This is a genomic window from Arthrobacter sp. Dra40 (genome assembly GCF_059091905.1).
This window is the reverse complement of record NZ_JBNHHB010000006.1, coordinates 42208-64016: the sequence shown is the minus strand read 5'-3', so window position 1 is coordinate 64016 and position 21809 is coordinate 42208. Positions and strand designations below refer to the sequence as shown.

Genomic DNA, 21809 nt, shown 5'->3' with positions numbered 1-21809 from the left:
AGGACGGTAACTGGCCATGCGGGCACGGCGTGGAGCGCTGTTCTCGGTAGTGTTTTTTTCGCTGCTCATCTCGTGGCCTTTCACTTCTAGTACGGCCAGTCAGGCCAAGGGGGCGATGCGGTGCATCCCACGCCGGTCGGTCGCTCAGTTCTGGCGGGCAGAGAGCTCGTCGATCAGTTTGGGGACGACGGTGAACACATCCCCGACGATGCCGAAGTCGGCCACGTCGAAGATCGGGGCATCCTCGTCCTTGTTGATCGCCACGATGGTCTTGGCGGTCTGCATCCCGGCCCGGTGCTGGATGGCCCCGGAAATCCCCAGCGCCACATACAGCTGCGGGGTGACCGAGACACCCGTCTGGCCGACCTGGTAGGACTGCGGAACGTACCCTGCATCGACCGCGGCGCGGGAGGCCCCAACGGCCGCCCCGAGGGCGTCGGCCAGGTGCTCCACCAGTACGAAGTTCTCCTTCGAGCCCATCCCGCGCCCACCCGAGACCACAGCCTTGGCCCCGCGCAGCGCCGGCCGGCCGGTCTCGGTCGCCGCGTCGGTGACCGCCTCGATCCGCGCGCCTGGGGCGGCGGCGGTGGACACCGGTGCGATGGTGACTTGGGGGGAGGCAACGGCCTCGGCGCGGGCCTCGATCGACCCAGGGCGGACGGTGATGATCATCAGCCCGCCCTCCACGGTGGACTCGGTGGTGAAGTCCCCGCCGAACACCGCGTGTGTGACGATGACCTCCTGGCCCTCGGCGTCCCAGCGCACCCCGACCGTGTCGGCAGCGACCGAACCGCCGGCGACGATCGCCAGGCGCCCGGCCACCGCCCGCGAGTCGTTGGTCGCCGGCACCAGCACCACGGGCGCCGAATAGGCCTGCACGGCGTCGGCCAGGGCACCGACCTGCGCGCTGCCCAGCTCGGTGCCGGCGGTCTCGGCCTCGGTCAGGTACACCTGGGCCGCGCCCAGCTCCCCGAGCCGGACCGCCAGAGATTCACCCCGGCCCGGGGCGGCCACCGCCACGGCCACCGGGGTGCCCAGGGCCGCGGCCGCGCCCAGCAGCGAGGCCGCGGTGGACTTCGGGTCCCCGGCCCCAGTGGTCTCGATCAACACAAGGACGTTTCCAACAGTCATGGATGCTCTTCCTTCAAGTCTTCAGCACGTGGGCAAATCAGCAGGGGCCTCGCCACGTGGCAGGCGGACCCGTGGGAAACCGGTCAGATGAGCCGGTTGGCGGCCAGGAACTCGGCCAGCTGGGCGGCGGCGGTGCCGTCGTCGGTGATCTTCGGGCCGGCCTCCTTGGCCGGGCGGGCGATCGCGGAAACCATCACCGAGCGCACGGACGCCGCCTCCGGTCCGGCGGCGATCCCCAGCTCGGCTAGCGACAACGTCTGGAGCGGCTTCTTCTTGGCCTGCATGATGCCCTTGAAGTTCGGGAACCGGGCCTCGGCGGACTTCTCCGTCACCGACACCACCGCCGGCAACCGCGAGGACAACGACAGCGTGCCCCCGTCCACCTGGGCGACACCGGTCACGGACCCGGCGGCGATGGCCACTGTGTCCAGTCCCGGCAGCACCGGCCACCCCAGCAGTTCGGCGACCATGGCCGGGACCATCCCGCCGCGCCCGTCCGTGGCATCGTTGCCGGCCACCACCAGGTCCACCGCCCCGATCCTGCCGATCGCGGCGGCCAGCACCCTCGCGGTCTGGACCATGTCGGAGCCAGCCAGTGCCTCGTCGGTGACCAGCATCGCCGAATCAGCGCCCATCGACAGCAGCTTGCGCAGCGTTTTGGTCGCATCCTCCGGACCCATGGTCACCACCACGATCTCGGCGTCCAGGTTCTGGTCCTTATACGCCAACGCGTTCTCCAGCGCCCGCTCGTTGATCTCATCCGGCACCGGCTCCGACACCGCCCGGTCCAACAAACCGGTCCCCAAATCGATCTTGCGGTCCGACCAGGTGTCCGGAACCTGCTTGGCCAAAACAACAATCTTCACGACATTTTCTCCTGGGATCTTAGAGTTCGAATAGTCCGGCCGCGCCCATGCCGCCTCCGACGCACATGGTGACTACGACGTATCGCGCTCCGCGACGGCGCCCTTCCAGCAGGGCATGGCCGATCATTCTGGCGCCTGACATTCCGTAAGGATGGCCAATCGAAATGGCTCCGCCATTGACGTTGAACCGGTCGGGATCGATTCCCAAGGACTCGCGGCAGTAGACGGCCTGGGAGGCGAAGGCCTCGTTGAGCTCCCACAGTTCGATGTTCTCGATCGACAGGCCGTGCTGTTTCAGCAGTTTCGGGACAGCGAATATCGGGCCAATACCCATCTCTTCCGGACCGCATCCGGCCACCGCCATGCCCCGATAGGTGCCAAGGATCTCTAGGCCTCGACGTTCAGCGTGCGTCTTCTCCATCAGCACACACGCCGCGGCGCCATCGGAGAGTTGGGAGGCGTTACCGGCCGTGACGGTTGCCCGGTTACTTGCCTGGCCATCTGCCAGGATCGTGCGCAAGGCCGACAGGGAGGGCAGGTCGGTCTGCGGCCTATTGCCCTCGTCTTGGTCCAGGCGTACCTCTTGGACACTGGTCTCCCCCGAGGTTCTGTCAGTGAGCACTTTGGTCGTGATTAGGGGAGCGATTTCATCTTGGAAGAGGCCAGCCCGCTGGGCCTGGGCGGTACGCTGCTGAGACTGCAGCGCGTAAGCGTCCTGGGCCTCTCGCGTAATCCCGTAGCGCTCCGCGACAATTTCGGCAGTCTCGAGCATCGGCATATAAGTCTGGGGCAGGTGTTCGACCAGCCAAGGGTCTTGAGTTCGATAACGGTTGGCATGGTCGTTCTGGACCAGAGAAATTGATTCCACGCCACCTCCGATGGTCACGGTCATCCCGTCGGCGATGATTTGCTTGGCGGCAGTGGCCACGGCCATCAGGCCGGAGGCACACTGACGGTCGATGCTCATGCCCGGGACCGTGACGGGCAGAGAGGCGCGCAAGGCCGCCTGCCGTGCGATGTTGAGGCCGGAGGCGCCTTCCTGCAGAGCGCAACCCAACACGATGTCCTCAACTTCCCCGCCATCGATGCCGGCACGATCAATCGCTGCGCTGATCGCGTGGGCGGCCAGTTGTTGAGGGGTGGTGTCATTGAGGGCCCCGCGATAGGCCTTCCCGATGGCCGTCCTAGCCGTGGAGACGATGACAGCTTCTCTGATCATGGGTTACTTCCTAACTAGGGATGTTAGACCCCGACTGTAACCGAGGATACAAATTCAATCAACACTACCGTTGACACTTCGATGTGAGGCTCTGTAGCATCCAGTGGAGGCGGCGGCAGACGAGACTGTCCCTGCCCTGCCTGAGGGAACAACGGTCTGCATTAGACCTGGCCTGCGGATCAACATGGTCTCTAGGTGGCATTCCCTTCCAACTTGACTGGCGCAATGGCGCGTTCCATGAAAGGCGATCATGGCTACATCAAAAACATCCGCATCATCACTTCATTCAACAGAACGAAATCAGGACGAACGGCCTGGCAGCCTAAAGCGAGTGATCCTGGCGGGCTCCATAGGGACGTTCGTCGAATACTTCGACCTTGCGGTGTATGGCTTCTTCGCGACAGTTGTCGCCTCGACGTTCTTCCCTGCCGATGATCCCACCGTTGGCCTCCTGTCGACCCTCGCCATCTTCGGCCTGGCCTTCTTTGCCCGCCCCATCGGAGGTGTGATTTGCGGATGGCTCGGGGACAAATGGGGCCGGCGACGGACCCTTGCATGGATTCTGATTACGATGTCGGTCGCCACCGTAGCCATCGGTCTGCTTCCCACCTATTCCGCAATCGGAATAGCCGCACCGATATCCCTGCTGCTCCTGCGCTTTGTCCAGGGTCTATCCGCAGGCGGAGAGATCGCGGGCGCCGGGGCATTCGTCGCCGAGCACTCGGCGGACGGGAAGCGCGCTACCAACATGAGCTGGATTCAAGGCGGGACCGTAGCAGCTATGGTCGCCGGCATGGCCCTGGCCTACTTCCTGAACACGGCACTGAGCGATGAATCGATGGCAGGTTGGGGCTGGCGCATTCCTTTCCTGATCGCGGCACCGTTGGGTTTGATCGGTTACTACATCCGCACGAGAGTTTCTGAGACTCCGCAGTTCATCGCAGCGCAAGAGGAAAAGCAGCGCAAATCTCTCGAATCCTCTGCCTCCAGGGATCGCGCCCCTTCTGGCTCAGATTCCTCTCCCACTGCGTACGTTCGTCTAGTGCTTCTTGCCATCGGCGTGATGGCAATGAATTCCACTGCGTTCTACGTCCTGATCAGCTATCTTCCGACCTATTTGACCGGTCATCTTGAGCTTCCGCGCGAACTCGCGCTCATTGCAACTGGGATCTATGCAACCGTATTGTTCTGCCTGCTTCCCATTGCCGGCCGGGTATGCGACCGTATAGGCCGGAAGAAGACACTCCTGGCGTCGACGATCAGCTTCGGAGTTATTGCCTACCCGGCGTTCCTGCTGATCACTCAAGGGACATTCCTCTTCGCAGTTTTAGGTCAGCTGATCTTGGTACTCCCGGCAGCTCTAGGAGCAGTCATGTTGTTACCGGCGCAGATGGAGCTGTTCACGACGACGGTTCGATACCGTGGCACAGCAATCGCTACCGGCCTCGGAGCCGCTGTCTTCGGAGGAAGCACGCCTTTCTTTGCAGAGTTTCTGGCCACCACCACGGGAAGCAATATGGTTCCTGCCCTACTACTGGTAATTGCCGCTAGCGTTGGATTCGTAACAGCACTTTTCTTGAAAGAAACCGCACATTCAACGCTCCCCCAGTAAATTGCTGCAATTCCCGTGCGGCTAATACTACAGTCGCGTTTATTTTCTGCTTGCCGTTTTCTGTAGTGGTGTCTTTGGGCATTCTGTTGGTGTTTCGGCGCCAGTGTGAGCGTCGGGACGTGGTCGGGGTGTGGAATGAAGGCCCAGGCGAGGCGGTGATCAGGTGACGGATTTCGGGCAGGTAGAGGCCTACGAGGCCTTCCGGCCCGGTTCCGGCGCCCCTTTTTTGGGCTTCACGGTGGTCACGAAGGCGTGGGTGGGCATGGAAAGGGTGATGTGCCGGTACCAGCCGGTGTATTGGCGGACCTGTTAGTGGTCCAGGCTGGCCTGGCCCTTGGCGGTCTGGAAGGTCCGATGGCCCAGCGGATCCCGGCGACCCGGGCCAGGGCTGTGCGTTTGGGCGTATGGCAGAGGAAATAGGCGATCTCGGAAGGCTGGCCAGGGACCGGCGGGCCAGCAGCCAATGCTCGGCCTGCCCGTCTTCGGCGCCGTTGATCCGCACCCGGGCCCACGCATAGTCACGGGTTCCCTTTGACCCGTCACCGGCCGGGCGGGTCGCCACACGGTCGGGGCCGAGCCCTGCACGGCCGCATCGGCGCACTTTTCGGTGCCCGGGAGCGAACCGTCCTTGACCACCGCCCCGCTGGGAGGAGGGGACCGCCAGGACATAGTGGATTCGGCGTTCCTCCCGGGTCCGGCGCAGCCGGTGGTACTGGCCGTAGACCGCGTTCCCGGTCACCCATTGGCCGGGACCCCGGCTTTCAGTGCCCGGGTGAGCATCTCGATGGCCACCTGAGGCGCCGCGGGACGCCCGGCGATCTTGGATGTCCGGCCGGGCAAAATACCTGACCCGGTGGATCTCACCTCATATGTTTAAGCGACCGGGCACGGGACGCGGCCTGATCCCACGAGGAATACCTGGCGCCCGCCCTGAGGCGCGAGGTCGCCGCGGAACGCGAGGCACCCAAGAGTGGCCCTACGGATCCGGGCCGCCCGCTTCCCGGGAGCCAATACGATCGAAGATTTCAACTTCGGCCACCAATCGGCCGCCGATGGGAACCTGGTGGCTCACCTAGGCACCGGGGTCTTCCTCGAGGAAGCCAAGAACGTCGTGCTGTTCGGGCCCATCGGCACCGGCAAGGCTCACCTCGACCGTGGGGATCGGGATCAAGGCTGCCCGTGCAGGGCTCCGGGTCCTGTTCGACACCGCCCCCGGATGGGTCGCCCACCTGACCGAGGCCCATGAACGCGGCCGCCTGCCCCAGAAACTACTGGCTGAACTCGGCCGCTACGAGCTGCTGATCGTCGACGGTCGTATACATTCCGTTCGACCGGGAGTCGGCGAACCTATTCTTCCAACGCGTCTCGCCCATATACGAATACGCATCGCTGGCCTGACCTCCAATCTGGCCTTCGCCGGTGGGACGAAGTCTTCGCTGACGCCACCGTCACCTCCGTCGACCAGCGTCAGACCTCCGGCACAATGGAACAGCGCACAAGTAGCCCATTTTCAGTTGGCAGAGATAGCCCTAATTTTCGGTTGGCGTTAACACATCGGATTCCGCTAGGAAATCAGGGCCACCGATGATTTCTCGGAGCCAGAACTAGCGCACGCCTGCGTCCATCGGTATCCGCTCCGCAGACTGCAGGGCCAAATACGAGACCAGACCTAGGCTAAGCCTGCGGGTCTCGAGTGAATCCCCTCGGCTCGGTAAGGCAATAGGGACCTGCGTACCCAGGACGACGCCCATGGCACGTCCTGTCTCGCCGATGAGAGCCTTACTGGTCATGTTCGCGGCATTGATTTCCGGTGCGACCAGAAGGTCGGCCCGTCCGGCCACGGCCCCGGTCAGTGACTTATCCCGTGCGGCCGCGGGCAACATCGCCGCATCGATCGACAACGGACCGTCAATCTCGAGCCGACCAAGCTGCCCGCGACGCCCCATAACTGCCAAGAGAGCAGCGTCAGTGGCACTCGGCAGTTCAGGCTTCACCAGTTCAACCGCGCTAAGGACGGCAACCTTCGGAATGTCGATGCCCAGAAGGCGCAGTGCATCGATCGAGTTCCGAATGATGTCGGCTTTCGTCGCTAGGTCAGGATGGATGTTGACGCCGGCGTCGGTGATCGCGATCATCCGACCACGGTAGGCGGGCGCTTCAATCACATAGAGGTGACTGGCGACCCGCCCGGTACCCAGTCGATCGCGCCCGAGCATCCCCTGCAGGAGCGTGGCAGTGGCGAGGGAACCCTTGACGACGAAGTCTGCGCGGCCCTCCTTAACCAACTCCACGGCTGTGGCCACCGCATGCGCTGAATTCCTTGAGGCGATAACCTCAATATCCAGGCTCGCTGCGTGAAGCGCGTTCAATTCGCTTCGAATGCGGGATTCATCGCCAACAAGGTAAGCCGAGCTTCCGAACTCGCGGACTTCGTCAACGATGGCCTCGACCGCCTCGCGGGCATACGGCTCAACGACCACGGCACGCCCTGGAGGGCCACGCCGAATAAGCTCTTCTACTGACTCGAACGTGTGCACCGGTTCACCCCTGTTTGCGATTGATGAAGTTCGTGACTCCTCCATGAAAGGCCGGGGAAGCGAAGAGCAGTGCGCGAAGCGACGAGCCCGTTTCGAGGCCACCGCGATAATCGGAGGTCATCGCTGAGCGAATCGCCATCTTGCCCCACCGCAACACATCAGCCGGAACAGCGTTGGCCGACTCAAGGAACCCGGTGATGAAGTCTTCGAACTCGACGGACGGCACCACGTTCTGCACCAAGCCAATGGCTTGAGCCTCTGCAGCGCCGATGGGGTCCCCCATGACCGAAAGGGCCAGAGTGGCACGTGGTCCGATGGCCCGGACTAATGCTGGCGCGATCAGCATCGGAAAGGCGCCCAGCTTGATCTCCGGACACCCAAATTTCGCCGAATCGGCCGCGAAGGCGAAGTCGCAGGCGGCAGTCAGGCCACAGCCGCCACCGAGGGCCAGACCCTCGACGGCGGCGATCGTAATTGCCTCCACAGCTTCGAGTGCCGCCAGCATGTCCCGGAACTCGGTGGTGCCGTGGAATTGCTCGGAGGCGACGTCGGTCAAGGAGTCGTGGAACTGCGCAATGTCACCACCGGCGCTGAAGGCGCCGCCGGCTCCTCTCAGCACCACAAGGCCCGCCGACCGCACGCCTTCGGACTGCAGTTCGGTCGTAAGCGCTCGGATCGCTTCATCGCTGAGCGGGTTTTTACGATTCGGCTGGTTCAGAGTCAGAACGACCGTGTGGCCATTTTTTTCCGCAAGGACGAGCGGTACCTGCTCACTCATGGATCACCCGCGTGACTCGAACATCCGGCAAGACGAGGTCTCGCGGGACCAGGACGCTCCACTCGCGCAACACCTGGCTCACGACGGAACCGCCGCGCAGGCCGCCGACGAACGGGTAGGTGTTGATCGCCAGCGGAGGCAGGAGCTTGGTGAACGCTGTGGCGGCCTCGCGCGAATCGGTGCGGATTGATACCCGCATGATGACCTCATTCTGGTCTGCCGAGGGGGCTGTGGCCATGCCGCCGTGCAGGGAGTTCACGCCAACGAACTCCACATGGCTTTCGCGCACCGGAATCTGCTCAATTTTGGCCTGTTTGAGCAGGATGTCCGCAGCCCGCTCCGCCTTCGACAGGGCGTAGGGGAACGCGAACGGCAACGACACGGTCGCGAGGTAACCATCAGCGAGCCCTGCCGTCATCTTGAGTGTGTCCGGGGCGGGCCGCCCCTTTACTCCGATGACCTCAACGCGATCCTGGCCGACGTCGATAAGGTCTACTTCGGAGAAGTCAGCCGTCACATCCGGAGTCAGGTAGGTCGTGGGGTCATGGATCTCGTAGTACAGCTGCTCTTGCAGGGTCGCTCTGCTAACCCGGCCACCTGTCGTCGGTGGCTTAGTGACAACGATCTTCTGAGCGTCGACCTCGGCCATGGGATAGCCGATGTCCTCGAGGCGCGGAACATTCCACCAGTCACCACTGAAGTTCCCACCGGATGCTTGGCCGCCGCATTCAAGGAGGTGGCCCACCAGGATGCCCCGGGCCACTTGGGTCGGATCGCAGGGATCGATGATCCCACGCGAAATCAGCGGCGCCAGGTAGAGGGAGGTGTCCGTGACACGGCCCGTGACCACGAAGTCGGCCGGTTCCTGCAGGGCCAGGTTGACGGATTCGGCGCCGAGATAAACGTTGGCGAACATCGGTTTGGCGGGCAGGTCTTCGTACCGTTGGCCACTGTCGCGGTCCGACAGCTCCACGCCGGCCGCATGCCACTCATTCAGCTTATCGAGGACGTCGTCACCCGTCAGCGCATTGACGACCACGTCTCCATACCCTTCGGCGGCACAGCGGTCAACGACGGCCCGCGCAGCAGCCAGAGGGTTGAGGCCTCCGCCATTGCTCAGCAGGGTCGTACCCGACTTTCGTGCCAGAGGCAACAGGGAACTGAACAGCGGCGGCAGGTCGCGGGCGAAGCCAGACTCGGGGTTTCGGCTCCTGTCTTTGGACAGGATCGCCAGTGTCAGCTCGGCAAGCGCATCGAAGGCCATGAAGTCGACCTCGGTCGACTGCAAAGTTCGATGCGCAGGCCTGGACGCATCTCCATAGAAGGCCTGCCCGGCTGCAAGTCGCACCTGGGAACTCATCGTTGCTCCTGTTCATCGTGGTTTGCGGTCGGGCCGTCAAACAAGGGGCTCGCCGTCGCGAGGTCGGCCGGCACGTCACGGGCAACCCAGCGCAGCAGCGCAGAGGCCATCGACTTGCCGAGATTGTCACTGCGCAGGCTGCTGGAACCACCGCCGCCGAGCGCCTTGTGACAAACGAACTTCAGGGCGAACAGCTTTGGCAGCTGGTATCGCTGCACCCCTCCATGAACGAGCGGTGCAAGAAATTCCTGCACCACGGATTCGGTCAGCTGTGGGCCCACTAGGTCGTATAGTTCGCGGCTCGTGAAAAACACCGTGATGTCCGACGTGTCGCCCTTGTCGCCGGAGCGCCCTTGAGCGATGCGGTACAGCGGCACATCCACGGTCGCGGAATCCTTAGTAACGGTCATGCCACGAACCTAGGCCCCCACCGCTGCGTTTGTCAACACTTTAGTTGATGGGTTCGACACAGGACCCTTCGAGAGCGTGTGCGGCAGGCATGAAAACGTCTAGCACTGTGCCAGGGAAGGTTTCGAATGCAGCCGCTTGCCCCGCGCCCTTGAAGGACATCGAGAGCGCCAGTGCACAACAGGGGCTGGTGGAGGAATAGAAGCAACGGACGATTTCAGCCTTGAATGGCGAGCGGGACGGGACCTTGCCGCAACCAGACTGGGCCGGGCCCATGTGTACGCCTCCGGAGGATGCTGAGCGATGGTGGCCTATGAAAGCAGAGAGTACAAGGACGAGTAGGAGGCCGCGGGAAAACGATTTTCAACACTACCGTTGACGGAGCGTCTGCAAGAATGGCAGGCTATGAGACAAACCCTCAACTCCTCTTGAAAGAGCGGCGAATCGATGAGCAAGAACCCCCAGTTTCTCAACCAGCGTTCCCCCAAAGGAGCGTTCGAGGTGGCGACGTTGGCCCAGAATGTTCCGGCGTATAAACGCGAGTTTGCAGGCGTCGAGATCACCGCTGACACGTGGGCATCGGTCCCCTTGCTTAGCAAGGAGATCCTGATTGAAGCAGTCGAACCGGGCCGCCCTTACGGGGACCGGTTAGCCGTCGAGAAGGAAGAGATCGCTTGGTGCTTCGTTGCCCCCGGACCGATGTTCGTTCCTCTCACTAGTCAGGACATTGACGCCATCGCCGAGCGATATGCCGATACGATGCGGACCGGAGGATTCACCTCTTCCGATGTCGTCGACCAGACGACGCTCTACAACTGGGTCATCGCCGGCTCAATCCTTAGCAAAGGCTTGGAGAAGATTGGTGCTACCGTCGTACCGGGCGGTTCGGGCGACACGCAGCGCCACATCGAGATCATCGAGCAACTCGGCGTCACCGCGATCCTCGCGTTCCCGACCTTCCTCGTTCATCTCCTCGACACAGCCCGGGATCAAGGTCGCCAGTTGCCCCTCAAGCGGGCCATCGTCATGGGCGAGCTTCATGATCCTCGTGAGAAGGAGCGAATCCTGCACGAATACGGCGTCACAGTGCGCGAGTTCTACGGGACCGGTGACGTCGGGCCAGTGGCCGTCGAATGTGGCGTCGAACCGGGCATGCATATTCGCGACGATGTCTACGTCGAGTTGATCGACCCCCACACCGGACAACCCACCTCTGAGGCGTCTCCAGACCGGCCGGCCGAGCTAGTCGTCACGGACCCCGAACGGCGGGCTCTGCCGATCGTCCGGCTCCGCACCGGGGATCTGATCGACACGCTGAACCTCGACGAGTGCGGTTGCGGACGAACATCTCCGCGGATCGGTCGCATCGTTGGCCGGGTTGGCGACATCACCAAGGTTAAGGGCATGTTCGTCGTCCCAGGCTCGGTCAAGACAGTGTTCGCCCGCCACAATTTCAGCGCGCGGTACCAGTTGATCGTCACCCGCACGACTGGCCGTGACGACCTCATGCTACAGGTCGAGGGCACCGAACCTGGCGAGTGGAACACGATCCTCGATGACGTAAGCCAGGCCCTTCGAGTCCGGTGTGGCTTCGAGTTTGTCCCGGCGATCGATGGCGACCGCCTCCTGGTAGATCTGCGCGAAGTTGTATGACGTGCTCGAAAACGTGACGGCCAGCCCGGCAGACATCGACCGATTCCTCGGTCTCGCGCCAGACTCGGGCCAGAACATCCGCATCGATCCGTGGTATCCCGACCTCACCTTTGAGGGCGGTGGTGGCGAATATGCCCAGTTACTCGTTGAGCTGCGCAAGGTCCAGGAGATCACGGCGACGTCCAGGGCCGATGCCGCTACCCTTGCGGGCGCGGCCCGCAAGCTGAGGGAAGTAGCCGAAGCCCTGGAACCGGCCCGTGTTCCCCTTGGCCAGGGGTACAGCGGCCAACGCCATGACCTCCCTGGGCGTGGCCACCCATCCTTGGTGCCCTCGCACATCACCATGTGGACCACCTATGCGATCCGTGCGAACGTCACCTTCACCGCCGCCCACTTCGGAGGACGCGGTGCCGTTCACGGCGGGATCATCCCGCTGCTTTTCGACGAGATCCTCGGACGGCTCTCAAACACGAACCGGGAGTCCCCCGCCAGGACGGCCTATCTCCGCACCGATTACCGTAGCGTGACACTGCCCCGCGTCGACTACGTCGTCGACGCGACCGTCGACCGGGAGGAGGGCCGCAAGCGGTTCCTGTCTGCTCGGCTGGTCGGACCGGACGGCACGATCACCGCGGAAGCCGAGGGGCTCTTCGTTGTCCTCCGCGATGGTTCCCCCTGAGAGAACGTGTTGGGGAAGCGGGTCAGGCGCCCTGCCGGATTGCCAAGACCCTCTGCCCGGTGCGGGTGCAAGTCCCTGGGCGATTAACCCGATCATGGCCCACCTGACCATGGCCTCTGCGTGTTTCGGGGAGCCGTTCGTAGTCCTAGGACAGGCACTGGCAGCGCTGGGGCAGGACCTCGAAGGTGTGTTGGCCGGCGCATTTGGCCACGATCTGCGGGGCGGCCCCGAGCAGGTCACGGTCGGCCCCACCTGTCGGCCGGCGTAGCCGCCGTCGGCGAAGAAACATGCGCCCCCACTGTGTCGGCGCCATTGACCCGATTGGGAGTCCACGATCCTGAGCCGTGGCCTCCGGGGTCCCGCCGGGCAGCAGCCCGAGCGGCAGAACGCAACGCGTCGTCGATCACCTCGATGGTGCCTGCCGCGTTCCGGCGCTGGAAGCACCGGTACACGGTGTCCCAGGGCGGGAAGACGTGCGGTAGCATCCGCCACGAGCACCCGCTCCGGTCCACGTGCAGGATCTCCTCCACGATCCGCCCGCCCGGATGAACGGGCGGGCGGCCGCCGGTCATGACCGCCACTAAGGGCGCGACCAGCTCGCACTGTTCGCCGATCAGCTCCGAGGGATACGGGGGCGGGAAGAACCTGCCATAGAGCCACGCTCACCCCATCGACCCCAGCAACCCAACGGCCGCTTCGCAACACGGGCTGAGACTATGCTAGCGGGCTACCGCGGCGAAATGTGGTCTCGGGGCGCCGGCCACGTCACGCATCGTCAGGCGTACCCGATCTCCGACCGAGGGCGTGTTCTCCGGATCTTGTGCGACGGCCACGATCCTGACTCCGGGCGCTTGGGACAGCTCGACGAGGGCCAGCACGTAGGGCGCCGTTAGACCGTCGATTCCGACGGTTGCCCGATGCACGCGGCACCATGAGTGGACGCGCCCGTCGGGGTCCATGTCAGCCCATTCCCACACCTCACCCCGACACTTCGGGCACCGGAACAACGGATACCACTGCACCGCAGCACACGAGGAGCAACGGGTGACGCGGATTCGTCCGGCCGCCAGACCGTTACGCCATCCCGCGTAAATGTCCTCGTTATCAAGCATCGTTCCTCCGGAGGTAGAGCCCTGTGTACTGACGACCGGGTCCGGCGCCGACGAACGCTGTCGAGGCATCCGGCACCTGGCGGCCCCGGGCGTCATGGCGCAGTTGCGCCACTGCCTCTGCCAGATGGGAGGCTCCCAGCGTATATCCATGTGCCAAAAGACCACCATGTGTATTGGTTGGCCGGTTCCCCGTCACGTCGAGCCCTCCACCAGACACGAGTTCAGCGGCCTTGCCGAAGTCCACGATTCCCAGTGCTTCAAGTTGAACCACTGTCGCGACGGTGAAGCAGTCGTACAGTTCGAGGACGTCCACGTCCGCCAATGGGGCACCAACCGCATGTTCGACCGCGTCAGCGACCGCCGTCGCCGCAGGGAACTTCGGCAAGTCCGGGCTTTGGGTGTAAAAGGCCTCGTCCGGGATTGACTGAACCCGGTGAGCCCAGTCCTGAAGGCTCACCGTACGCTTTTCAGGTGCAACGGCGCCCGCACGAGACACGACGAACGCGACGGCACCGTCGCTCAGCAAGGAGATATCCGAACGGCGCAACGGCTCCGCGAAATAGTCCTCGGCCAGGAAATCCCCCAGCTCTATCTCCCGCCGCAACTGGGCGTAGGGATGGGCCATGGCGTTGCGGCGTGCCGAGCAAGCCACCTCGCCGAGCATCGTCGACAGTTCAGTGCGATCCAGCCCGTAATCGTCGGCGTATTTCGTCGCCATGGTCGCAAAGTAGAGCTGTGGGCCGCCGAAGCCGACGGGGTATTCCACCTCCCGTTTGGCGTCCATCGCGCCGTGGAGCCCGGTAGGGCCTGAACCGAAGGATCCCCAGTCCACGCCGAAGTAGGTCAGGACATGGTCAGCCAGACCTGACCGGACGACCTCATGTGCTTGAGCGACGGCCAAGAGGATTCCGGCGCCGACCGGACTGCTGAGCCCCTGATATCGAACGTTCGTCATCCCCATCGTCGGCAACAGGGTGTCCGCAGCCAAGGCCGCGGGAGTGAGTTTGGATTCGGTCACGACCCCATCGACCTGTGCCGCATCAATGCCCGCGTCGGCCAGCGCCGCGTCGATCGCTTCCAGGAGCAAACTGTGGACCCGCCGCCCGGATGCCCTAACGGGGTGCACCTCGCCCACGCCGGAGATGACAACGTCAGCCGTCACTCAGATCACCACCATGGGCGCCACGGGGCTGGCCGTCGCACCAACGATGTTCAGAGGAGCGATCATCAGCATTCCGGCAACCGCAGGGCCGCCCCGAAAATGCTCGAGATCGAGCAGCTCGGCGAAGTAGACGCCGTGATCGCGCAACAGGCCAACGTGCAAAGGGACAGCACAGGTCGGGTCGGTAGCCGGGGACAACTCAACTCCGATGTTGTCGGCGCCAATGATGGAAAAGCCGCACTCAAGGACCCATTCGATGGCGTCAACGTCTAAGCCACCCCAACCGTGCTGGTCCTGAACACCCTCGGTCCAAGCGTCAACCCAGCCGGTTCTCACGAAGAGCGCATCGCCGCGTTCGGGTGTAAGGCCGGCGTCGGAAAGCTGCTGCCGCACGAAGCGCAAGTCAACCGGCTCAGATACGTCGAGCCATTTCCGGTCTCGCGGCACCGCGTCCACGATTAAGACCCTGGTGAGCACCGGGCCGGCTTCCTCGATACCCAACCGTTTCGCACCTCGGCTCGTGACGAGCTCCATCGGAAGATCCCCGTACATCTTGCCGTCCTGCCAGACATGGCACAGCGCGTCCAGATGTGTTGTTCCGTGCGTCGGAATCAGCAGGACATCATCACTGAAGGAGAACCCATGCGCACTCATGGCGTCCGGCGCGATCGCAGCATCGCCCCCGTCCCGTACCATAAAGTGCTGCGGCGCCTGGCGACGAGGGCCGACCGGCCCCATGCCGTGGCGGATAGGCAGGCCAAGGCTTAGCGTTTCGAATCGCTTGACAGTAGCCATCGCGCGTTGGATGGCCGCTTCGTCGATATACGCCAGAGCCCCACGCCCGGAGGTTTCCGCCAGTCTTGTCGGCATGTGAATAGCTCCTCGCTTAGCCTGTTGTGATCGCGGGCCTGGTGGCACGCCTCTGACCACATGGTGGCTCTCGAACATGCCATCTGTCAACAGTAATGTTGACGAATGGCGCGTCCGTCACATCCTCACTCCGATAACGTGATGCACTATAAGGTGCCGGGGCAGAAAAGGAGGCCATGTTGGCCAGTGACATCAGCAGGCGACGCAAGACCGCAGCGGAGGATCAGAGTTCGGTCTACCAGGACCGCAAGGCCGCGCTATTCAGGGCGGCGGCTGAGACTTTTCGAGAACAAGGACTCGACGGGTCCTCACTCAACGAAATCGCCAAACGCGCAGGCTTGGACCGGGCCAGCCTCTACTACTACGTGGCGTCCAAGGAGGAGTTGTACCGCCAAGTCGTAGAGGAGGTGGTGCGCAAGAATGTCGACGAGGTTCTTGCCGTTCGTGACAGCGAGGGTACCGGTGCCGAGAAGCTTGCCAAAGCAGTGACCTTGCTCATGCACAGTTACGCGGAGAACTACCCCCACTTATACATCTTCGTCGCCGAGGACTTCGGTCGCCGCGGCCCCACGACGCGTCAAGGCCGCAGCTCTAAAGCGGTTTCGCAGGAATGGCGGCAGGAGCTTTCGGCGCTCGGCGATCTTTACTACGAAGCCGTGCGCGACATCGTCACTCAGGGACTCGGGGATGGAACGCTCAGCTCCGGCCTGACAGCCGGTGTGATCGCCCATGGCGTGATCGGCATGACCAGCTGGAGCCATCGCTGGTTCCGCCCGGACGGACCGACCCCGGCGAATGACGTGGCCAAGGGTTTCGTCGGCATCCTTCTGCACGGCTTATCGCCAACGGCGAAAGCGGAAGTTCGCTAAACATTTAATCAACGCGTGTGTTGACGAACCAATTCTGCATGTCTACGATCGGAGCGTGACGCAAGTCACGGCGACCCGCCCGCTTCTGCGCGCCAGAGACATCATCGCCGCCCATCTAGTCGTTCGAAGCAAAGGAGCCCCATGTTTGATACCAAGTCGGAGCCGGAAACGTTTAGCCATGAGATTGCGTTTGACCTTTCCCACCCTGACGGAGTGTTTATCGGGGGGCACTGGGTCCCAGGCGCCGGCCCGACGATTGATGTCGTCGACCCTGCCACTGAGCAGACGCTGATTACAGTGTCAGCCCCTACCATCGAGCACGCCGACCAGGCTGTGGCTGCGGCACGTCTTGCCTTCGACGAAGGACCGTGGCCGCGAATGTCGGCAACCGAACGAATCGCTGTTGTGGAGCGATTCTGTCAAGCAATCGAAAGCCGCTTGGAGCGCATCGTCCCGGCCGTCGTCCTAGAGTCCGGCGTGACCATCGGTTATTCGCAGGCGCTCGGTGGTGGCGCGGCTCCTGCGGCTTGGAACGCGTCCCTCGAGGCAGCGCGCAACCTCGCGTGGGAATCCACGGACGGGGGCGTGATCCTGCGTCGAGAACCTGTTGGCACCGTTCTCGCCGTTCTCACCTACAACGGGCCGGTGTCTCTCGTCGGAATGAAGGTCGTCCCGGCCTTGCTCGCTGGGTGCCCGGTGATTGTTAAGCATGCCCCTGAGTCCCAGCTCAGTGCCCACCTCATTGCTGAGGCTGCCGCAGAGGCGGGCTTCCCGGAGGGTGTCATCAGCTTCTTGCCCACGACCACGGAGGTGACACAGCATCTCGTCTCCCATCCCGGAATCGACATGGTCACGGTCACCGGCAGTCAGGCAATCGCGAAGGATGTCATCCGGCGCACGTCGGACCGGTTAGCTCGAACTGTACTGGAACTTGGGGGAAAGTCTCCCGCGATCATCACTGAAGACGCCGATCTCGACATGGTGATGTCGACGTTGGGCGATGGGGCCACTGCCGGCACGGGTCAGGTCTGCGTGTTGCTCTCGCGCATCCTGGCTCCACGCTCCCGCTACCGCGAAGTCCAGGACGCGTTCATGGACTTCCTGTCGAGTCGGCGCCTAGGCGATCCTCTCTCTCCCGAGACGCATCTAGGCCCGTTGTCCGTCGAGCGTGCGCGCACGCGCACCGAGGACTACGTCCAAGTGGCACTCCGGGATGGCGCGACATTGGCCTACGGCGGCAAGCGTCCCGCTCACCTGAAGCACGGATATTACTTCGAGCCGACCCTCTTCACCGACGTGGACAATCGGATGCGTATTGCCCAGGAAGAGGTCTTCGGTCCGATCACTACTCTGATCCCCTACGACGACATTGATGACGCGGTCCGCATCGCCAACGACACAATCTTTGGGTTGTCGGCGGCCGTTTACGCCAGCGATGCCGCGGAGGCGGCGGACATCGGTCGTCGGATCCGCTCTGGGACGGTTGCCATTAACCAGGCCGGCATGTCGCTGAATCACGCCTTTGGCGGTGTGAAGCAGTCGGGCTGGGGTCGCGAATGCGGGCTCGAAGGCATTCTGGAGTTCACGGATATCAAGCAGATGTTGCTGCCAAGCGGCGGGAGCTTCCTCAACGCTTGACGCCACCGGCGCGGATCCCTTCGAGGAATTTGAGAGGCTCCGGGTTCGAGCTGGGCTGTCTAGCCCTCAGCCCGAACCCGGAGCCTCTCAAATTCCGCGCCAGCATTGGATGGTCAGGTCGGGAATGCTGGGCCGGGCGTCCCGCCTGTCAGGCATTAATTCACCGCGGTTCATCGTCGGCTACGCCTGCGATGTGGTCTTTCATCGCCAGGGCGGCCTCGGCGCCACCGTTGCAGTGTGAACTGCTCACCAGCCGGCCCGTCCGAGTTCGGCGGGGCACATCGACGTGGAAGAGCCCGCCCGGATCTCCTACCGTGAGGTGGTGCACCCCTGGCCACCGCGAGCACGTCCCCGGGCGCGGGAGCGGCTTTGCCCTTCGTCCACGCCACGGTCGACAGCCGCTTCGGGTGGGGCTGCTTGGCGATCCGCCTTTACGAGCCAGCGGCGCCGGTGCCGGATCGGCCTGCGGGTGAACGATCCCTGCCTCACCCAGCAGGGACTCCCCACGAAGCCCGCCCCTCCTACACTTTCTACCACCCGGAGACCGGACGGCTTACACCAGGTCTCATCCACCGAGGCATCGTCCAGAAGTCGCTTCGGCCGCATCGACCTTGCACCGGCAGGACGGTGTGGTCTGACCACGTCCCGGACAGACAGGGGCTGCACCCTGCCTAAACCTAAATTGGAGACCGGACTCTAAGCCACGACAGTCTCCGGCCGAACTGCCACACCACGACAGAGCGCGCCGGAACCTCGCGGGCACGCCCAAGACCGCAACAGCGACGGGTGAGGCCGGCGTGGACTGACCCGGCATTGCATCGCCGTCGGGGTGATCCGGCAGTTAGGGGCGTTCGACGTGTACGTGGGGCGGGATTGCAGAGGGCGGCAACACGTCCATGCTCGGTTACATAAAAACCAGTCAACATAAGTGTTGACTGAGACCTCATCAACAGATATGTTGATGAGCATGCAGACGACTGAAGCGATCCAGACGGACTACGACTTCGTGATCATTGGCGCCGGCATGTGCGGTCTGTACCAGCTGTACCGCCTCCGCCAGCTCGGTGTTCGGGTGACAGCCCTCGAGATGAACGGAAACGTCGGCGGCACCTGGTACCGCAACCGCTATCCCGGTTGCCGTTTCGACTCCGAGAGCTATACCTACGGTTATTCCTTCTCTAAGGAGCTCCTCGCGGAGTGGAACTGGACCGAACGATTCGCTCCGCAACCGGAAGTGTTGAGCTATGTCAACTACGTGGCGGACAAGTTCTCGCTGCGTGAGGACATCCAGTTCAGCACCAAGGTCACAAGTGCCCGCTTCGACGACGACCAATCAACATGGGACGTCGTAACCGAGGATGGTCGGACCATTTCAACCCGGTTCCTTATCACCGCCATGGGGATGCTCTCCGTGCCGACAGCGCCGCGACTGCCCCACCTGGAGAAGTTCAAGGGCGAAACGGTCCACACGTTCTACTGGCCCACGGACGGCGTCGATGTTTCTGGCAAGCGGGTCGGCGTGATCGGAACCGGTTCCACCGGTGTCCAGGTGATTTCCACCATCGCCAAGGACGTCGACTCGCTGACCGTTTTCCAGCGGAACCCAAACTGGTGCGCCCCGTTGCACAACGGTCCACTGTCCCAACAGGACATGGATGACATCCGCTCGAAGTACGACGAGATCTTCCAGTCCTGCTTCAACTCCCCCAACGGCTTCATTCACCGTCCATTGCGTGAGAAGACTACGGATGTCAGCCGCGAGGAGCGACTCGCCATGTGGAACGAGCTCTATGACTCCCCTGGTTTCGGGATCTGGCTGGGGAACTACCGGGACACGATGATGGATGCAGCGGCGAATGCTGAGCTCTCCGAGTTCGTCGCCGGGAAAATCCGCGAACGCGTCACGGATCCGCGAACCGCCGACATGCTAATCCCCACTGATCACGGCTTCGGAACCAAGCGCGTCCCGCTCGAAACCCGGTACTACGAGGTCTACAACCAGGACAACGTCGAACTCATCAGTGTCGGGAAGAATCCGATCACAGAGGTGACTGAAACGGGCCTCAGGATCCAGACCGAGAACGGACCTCGTGACATCGAACTCGACGTGATCGTGTTCGCAACCGGCTTCGATGCCGTGACAGGCGCGTTCGACCGGATCGATTTCGTCGGCAGCGGTGGCGTCCGGCTCAAGGAGAAATGGGCTAATGGACCAAGCACAACTTTTGGCGTGCAGACTGCAGGTTTCCCAAACCTTCTCATCTGCGTCGGACCGCAGTCAGGCTCGGCTGCAGCCAACTTCCCCCGCGGCATTGAGGACATCGTCGGGTGGATGACCGACTTCGCTGAGTTCCTTATCGAAAATGGCATCACCCGGGTCGAGCCCACCAAGGAGGCTGAACAGGCATGGCTTGACCACGTGGCTGAGGTGAACGACAAGGTGTTGATGACCAAGACCAAATCCTGGTTCAACGGGCACAACATCAATCTCGATCGAGACGACCGGCCTCGGCAGATGATTTATACAGGCGGCGCCGTACGCTACCGTCGCCTACTCGCGGACGAACAGGCGGGCGGATACCCCAGCTTCGAACTCAGCAGAACTGAGATTCCGGCCGCAGTCTGACGAGGCTACTTGAACCTGCTGATGGGTGCGGGCAAATGACGCTTACCTGGTCCCGCCCCACGGTAGACACCAGGACAGTCGCCGATAAACGAGGACGGCTGAGCTACATCGCGGACCGGCCCTTCCTGAGGCTGATCTCTCTTGCTCGGACATCGACCCCCTCGAACTCACTGATGCGGTCGGCTCCCGAGTGCTTGACGCCCGCCTGAGCAGGGAGACGCATCACGTTGTACAACGGCGTGCCAGGCCATCGCGGTCTGACTGCGTCCAGCGAAGACCCGGTGAATTGAGGACATCAAAGTGAAAGTCGCATTCTTCACGACTGAGGCATCCGTGCACGGAGAAAGGCTCATTCCGACGCAGGCGGCCGAGAGCGGGTGGGGGAATGACCTGCTGCGTGGGATGGCCGTGAGCGGAGCGCTGGCCCGTGGCACGGAACAAGCATTTCTCGGCCTCTGCGCCAGTGAGCTGCGCCCCACTCGTTTCACCCTTGACCTTTTCCACCCGCCGCACTCCGTCCCGTCCGTGGTGCACACCGCGGTAATCCGCAAGGGACGGAGGCTGATGTTAATCGACGCCTTCTTTGAGCAAGCCGGCAAGACGGTAGCCCGTTCCTCCACCCTGTTTCTTCGCCCGTCTGAGACTCCTGCCGGCCAGGTGTGGAGCCAAATTCCGCAGATTGAGCCTCCCCCCGCAGAACTGCTCCCCGAGGACAACGATGATCGGATTTACTTTGAGGAGGGGCGAGGCTGGGTTACCTCTGTCGACGCCGCTCACGAACCAGTGCGCCGGCAGTCGTGGCACTTCCCCATACCGATTGTCAAAGGGGAAAAAATAACGGCATTTCAGACCGTGGCCTGTATGGGGGACGTGTCCAACGTCATTTCGAATTGGGGCAATTTCGGACTCGCACACATTAATGCGGATGTCACGCTGACAATGGCGCGTCTACCAGAAGACCTACGTATGGGCCTCTCGGCATCGTCCCGAATCGAATCCGAAGGTGTGAGCGTGGGTAGTGCCATGCTCTATGACGCAGAAGGAGTCTTCGGCATGTCTCTGGTCACGGCGCTGGCTAATCCGAAGCACCGGGCGAACCCAAAGACCCGTCAGCCGATGCCCAGCCGCGTAACTCCATGATGTGCAGAGAAGTCTCACGCCCCAAGCCGTCAGGCCGCCGAGGCGGGCGGAACCCTTCAAGTCCTCGCATAAAGCCCGTCCCGTCCGGCACCTTAGGAGCAGAATCATGAGCCAAGCAGTCCCGGGCGCTCGTAACGAATAGGAGGACA

At 62.8% G+C, this 21809-nt stretch carries 20 protein-coding genes; 9 read left to right on the top strand and 11 right to left on the bottom strand.

Translation table 11 applies throughout. The annotated features are described in order from the left end of the window. Positions 1–144: 144 nt before the first annotated feature. The 3 genes from AC5RWT_RS04895 to AC5RWT_RS04885 form a co-directional block, all read right to left on the bottom strand. On the bottom strand, positions 145–1131 hold the full coding sequence (locus AC5RWT_RS04895) for an electron transfer flavoprotein subunit alpha/FixB family protein (RefSeq protein WP_494079378.1): 987 nt from the start codon (positions 1129–1131) through the stop codon (positions 145–147). An 83-nt stretch (positions 1132–1214) separates the two neighbouring features. Continuing rightward, complete coding sequence (locus AC5RWT_RS04890) at positions 1215–1997, bottom strand: electron transfer flavoprotein subunit beta/FixA family protein (protein WP_494079377.1); 783 nt, start codon at positions 1995–1997, stop codon at positions 1215–1217. 19 nt (positions 1998–2016) lie between these two features. After that, entirely contained in the window at positions 2017–3216 is a 1200-nt protein-coding gene (locus AC5RWT_RS04885) for an acetyl-CoA C-acyltransferase (RefSeq protein ID WP_494079376.1), read from the bottom strand. A 250-nt stretch (positions 3217–3466) separates the two neighbouring features. Between AC5RWT_RS04885 and AC5RWT_RS04880 the strand changes: the two genes are divergently transcribed. Both AC5RWT_RS04880 and AC5RWT_RS04875 read left to right on the top strand, forming a co-directional pair. Then, positions 3467–4828 carry an MFS transporter gene (locus AC5RWT_RS04880; RefSeq protein ID WP_494079375.1) on the top strand — a complete coding sequence of 454 codons (1362 nt, stop codon included), beginning with the start codon at positions 3467–3469 and terminating at the stop codon, positions 4826–4828. Between the two features lie 970 nt (positions 4829–5798). After that, a complete protein-coding gene (locus AC5RWT_RS04875) occupies positions 5799–6074 on the top strand; it encodes an ATP-binding protein (protein ID WP_494079374.1) in 276 nt (91 codons plus the stop codon). A 358-nt stretch (positions 6075–6432) separates the two neighbouring features. On the opposite strand, the gene AC5RWT_RS04870 is transcribed toward AC5RWT_RS04875, so the two are convergent. The 4 genes from AC5RWT_RS04870 to AC5RWT_RS04855 all read right to left on the bottom strand — a co-directional run bounded on the left by AC5RWT_RS04870 (position 6433) and on the right by AC5RWT_RS04855 (position 9913). Beyond that, complete coding sequence (locus AC5RWT_RS04870; RefSeq protein ID WP_494079373.1) at positions 6433–7308, bottom strand: phosphate acyltransferase; 876 nt, start codon at positions 7306–7308, stop codon at positions 6433–6435. Between the two features lie 61 nt (positions 7309–7369). Continuing rightward, entirely contained in the window at positions 7370–8143 is a 774-nt protein-coding gene (locus tag AC5RWT_RS04865; protein ID WP_494079372.1) for an enoyl-CoA hydratase/isomerase family protein, read from the bottom strand. Next, a complete protein-coding gene (locus AC5RWT_RS04860; protein WP_494079371.1) occupies positions 8136–9503 on the bottom strand; it encodes an acyclic terpene utilization AtuA family protein in 1368 nt (455 codons plus the stop codon). The genes AC5RWT_RS04865 and AC5RWT_RS04860 overlap by 8 nt, the downstream gene beginning before the upstream one ends. Continuing rightward, on the bottom strand, positions 9500–9913 hold the full coding sequence (locus AC5RWT_RS04855; protein ID WP_494079370.1) for an AtuA-related protein: 414 nt from the start codon (positions 9911–9913) through the stop codon (positions 9500–9502). The genes AC5RWT_RS04860 and AC5RWT_RS04855 overlap by 4 nt, the downstream gene beginning before the upstream one ends. Positions 9914–10358: 445 nt before the next feature. On the opposite strand from AC5RWT_RS04855, the gene AC5RWT_RS04850 reads away from it, so the two are divergent. From AC5RWT_RS04850 to AC5RWT_RS04840, 3 genes are all read left to right on the top strand, one after another. Further along, positions 10359–11564: a phenylacetate--CoA ligase family protein gene (locus AC5RWT_RS04850; RefSeq protein ID WP_494079369.1), complete on the top strand. Its 1206-nt coding sequence runs from the start codon at positions 10359–10361 to the stop codon at positions 11562–11564. Between the two features lies 1 nt (position 11565). After that, a complete protein-coding gene (locus AC5RWT_RS04845; RefSeq protein WP_494079368.1) occupies positions 11566–12243 on the top strand; it encodes a PaaI family thioesterase in 678 nt (225 codons plus the stop codon). Positions 12244–12337: 94 nt separating this feature from the next. Beyond that, a complete protein-coding gene (locus tag AC5RWT_RS04840; RefSeq protein ID WP_494079367.1) occupies positions 12338–12511 on the top strand; it encodes a hypothetical protein in 174 nt (57 codons plus the stop codon). Here the strand turns inward: AC5RWT_RS04840 and AC5RWT_RS04835 are convergent. The 4 genes from AC5RWT_RS04835 to AC5RWT_RS04820 form a co-directional block, all read right to left on the bottom strand. Next, a complete protein-coding gene (locus AC5RWT_RS04835) occupies positions 12480–12839 on the bottom strand; it encodes a transposase (RefSeq protein WP_494079453.1) in 360 nt (119 codons plus the stop codon). The genes AC5RWT_RS04840 and AC5RWT_RS04835 overlap by 32 nt on opposite strands. A 123-nt stretch (positions 12840–12962) precedes the next feature. Continuing rightward, positions 12963–13355: a Zn-ribbon domain-containing OB-fold protein gene (locus AC5RWT_RS04830; protein WP_494079366.1), complete on the bottom strand. Its 393-nt coding sequence runs from the start codon at positions 13353–13355 to the stop codon at positions 12963–12965. Then, positions 13348–14490, bottom strand: coding sequence for a thiolase family protein (locus tag AC5RWT_RS04825; RefSeq protein ID WP_494079365.1), 1143 nt, complete (start codon positions 14488–14490; stop codon positions 13348–13350). The genes AC5RWT_RS04830 and AC5RWT_RS04825 overlap by 8 nt, the downstream gene beginning before the upstream one ends. A gap of 27 nt (positions 14491–14517) precedes the next feature. Beyond that, positions 14518–15387, bottom strand: coding sequence for a cyclase family protein (locus AC5RWT_RS04820; protein WP_494079364.1), 870 nt, complete (start codon positions 15385–15387; stop codon positions 14518–14520). Positions 15388–15566: 179 nt separating this feature from the next. Here AC5RWT_RS04820 and AC5RWT_RS04815 point away from each other — a divergent pair, with 179 nt between their 5' ends. The 4 genes from AC5RWT_RS04815 (at position 15567) to AC5RWT_RS04800 (ending at position 21660) form a co-directional block, all read left to right on the top strand. Further along, on the top strand, positions 15567–16256 hold the full coding sequence (locus tag AC5RWT_RS04815; protein ID WP_494079363.1) for a TetR-type transcription factor C-terminal domain-containing protein: 690 nt from the start codon (positions 15567–15569) through the stop codon (positions 16254–16256). A 141-nt stretch (positions 16257–16397) separates the two neighbouring features. Beyond that, entirely contained in the window at positions 16398–17894 is a 1497-nt protein-coding gene (locus tag AC5RWT_RS04810) for an aldehyde dehydrogenase family protein (protein ID WP_494079362.1), read from the top strand. Positions 17895–18861: 967 nt separating this feature from the next. Next, a complete protein-coding gene (locus AC5RWT_RS04805) occupies positions 18862–20520 on the top strand; it encodes a flavin-containing monooxygenase (RefSeq protein WP_494079355.1) in 1659 nt (552 codons plus the stop codon). A gap of 300 nt (positions 20521–20820) precedes the next feature. Continuing rightward, a complete protein-coding gene (locus AC5RWT_RS04800) occupies positions 20821–21660 on the top strand; it encodes a thioesterase family protein (protein ID WP_494079361.1) in 840 nt (279 codons plus the stop codon). The last annotated feature ends 149 nt before the right edge of the window (positions 21661–21809 follow it).

Coding starts and splice junctions, on each gene's coding strand:
- AC5RWT_RS04830 (WP_494079366.1), bottom strand. CDS start 13,355: ATGCTTGATAACGAGGACATTTACGCGGGATGGCGTAACGGTCTGGCG.
- AC5RWT_RS04820 (WP_494079364.1), bottom strand. CDS start 15,387: ATGCCGACAAGACTGGCGGAAACCTCCGGGCGTGGGGCTCTGGCGTAT.
- AC5RWT_RS04810 (WP_494079362.1), top strand. CDS start 16,398: ATGTTTGATACCAAGTCGGAGCCGGAAACGTTTAGCCATGAGATTGCG.
- AC5RWT_RS04880 (WP_494079375.1), top strand. CDS start 3,467: ATGGCTACATCAAAAACATCCGCATCATCACTTCATTCAACAGAACGA.
- AC5RWT_RS04895 (WP_494079378.1), bottom strand. CDS start 1,131: ATGACTGTTGGAAACGTCCTTGTGTTGATCGAGACCACTGGGGCCGGG.
- AC5RWT_RS04850 (WP_494079369.1), top strand. CDS start 10,359: ATGAGCAAGAACCCCCAGTTTCTCAACCAGCGTTCCCCCAAAGGAGCG.
- AC5RWT_RS04840 (WP_494079367.1), top strand. CDS start 12,338: ATGGCCCACCTGACCATGGCCTCTGCGTGTTTCGGGGAGCCGTTCGTA.
- AC5RWT_RS04855 (WP_494079370.1), bottom strand. CDS start 9,913: ATGACCGTTACTAAGGATTCCGCGACCGTGGATGTGCCGCTGTACCGC.
- AC5RWT_RS04805 (WP_494079355.1), top strand. CDS start 18,862: ATGCAGACGACTGAAGCGATCCAGACGGACTACGACTTCGTGATCATT.
- AC5RWT_RS04865 (WP_494079372.1), bottom strand. CDS start 8,143: ATGAGTGAGCAGGTACCGCTCGTCCTTGCGGAAAAAAATGGCCACACG.
- AC5RWT_RS04860 (WP_494079371.1), bottom strand. CDS start 9,503: ATGAGTTCCCAGGTGCGACTTGCAGCCGGGCAGGCCTTCTATGGAGAT.
- AC5RWT_RS04885 (WP_494079376.1), bottom strand. CDS start 3,216: ATGATCAGAGAAGCTGTCATCGTCTCCACGGCTAGGACGGCCATCGGG.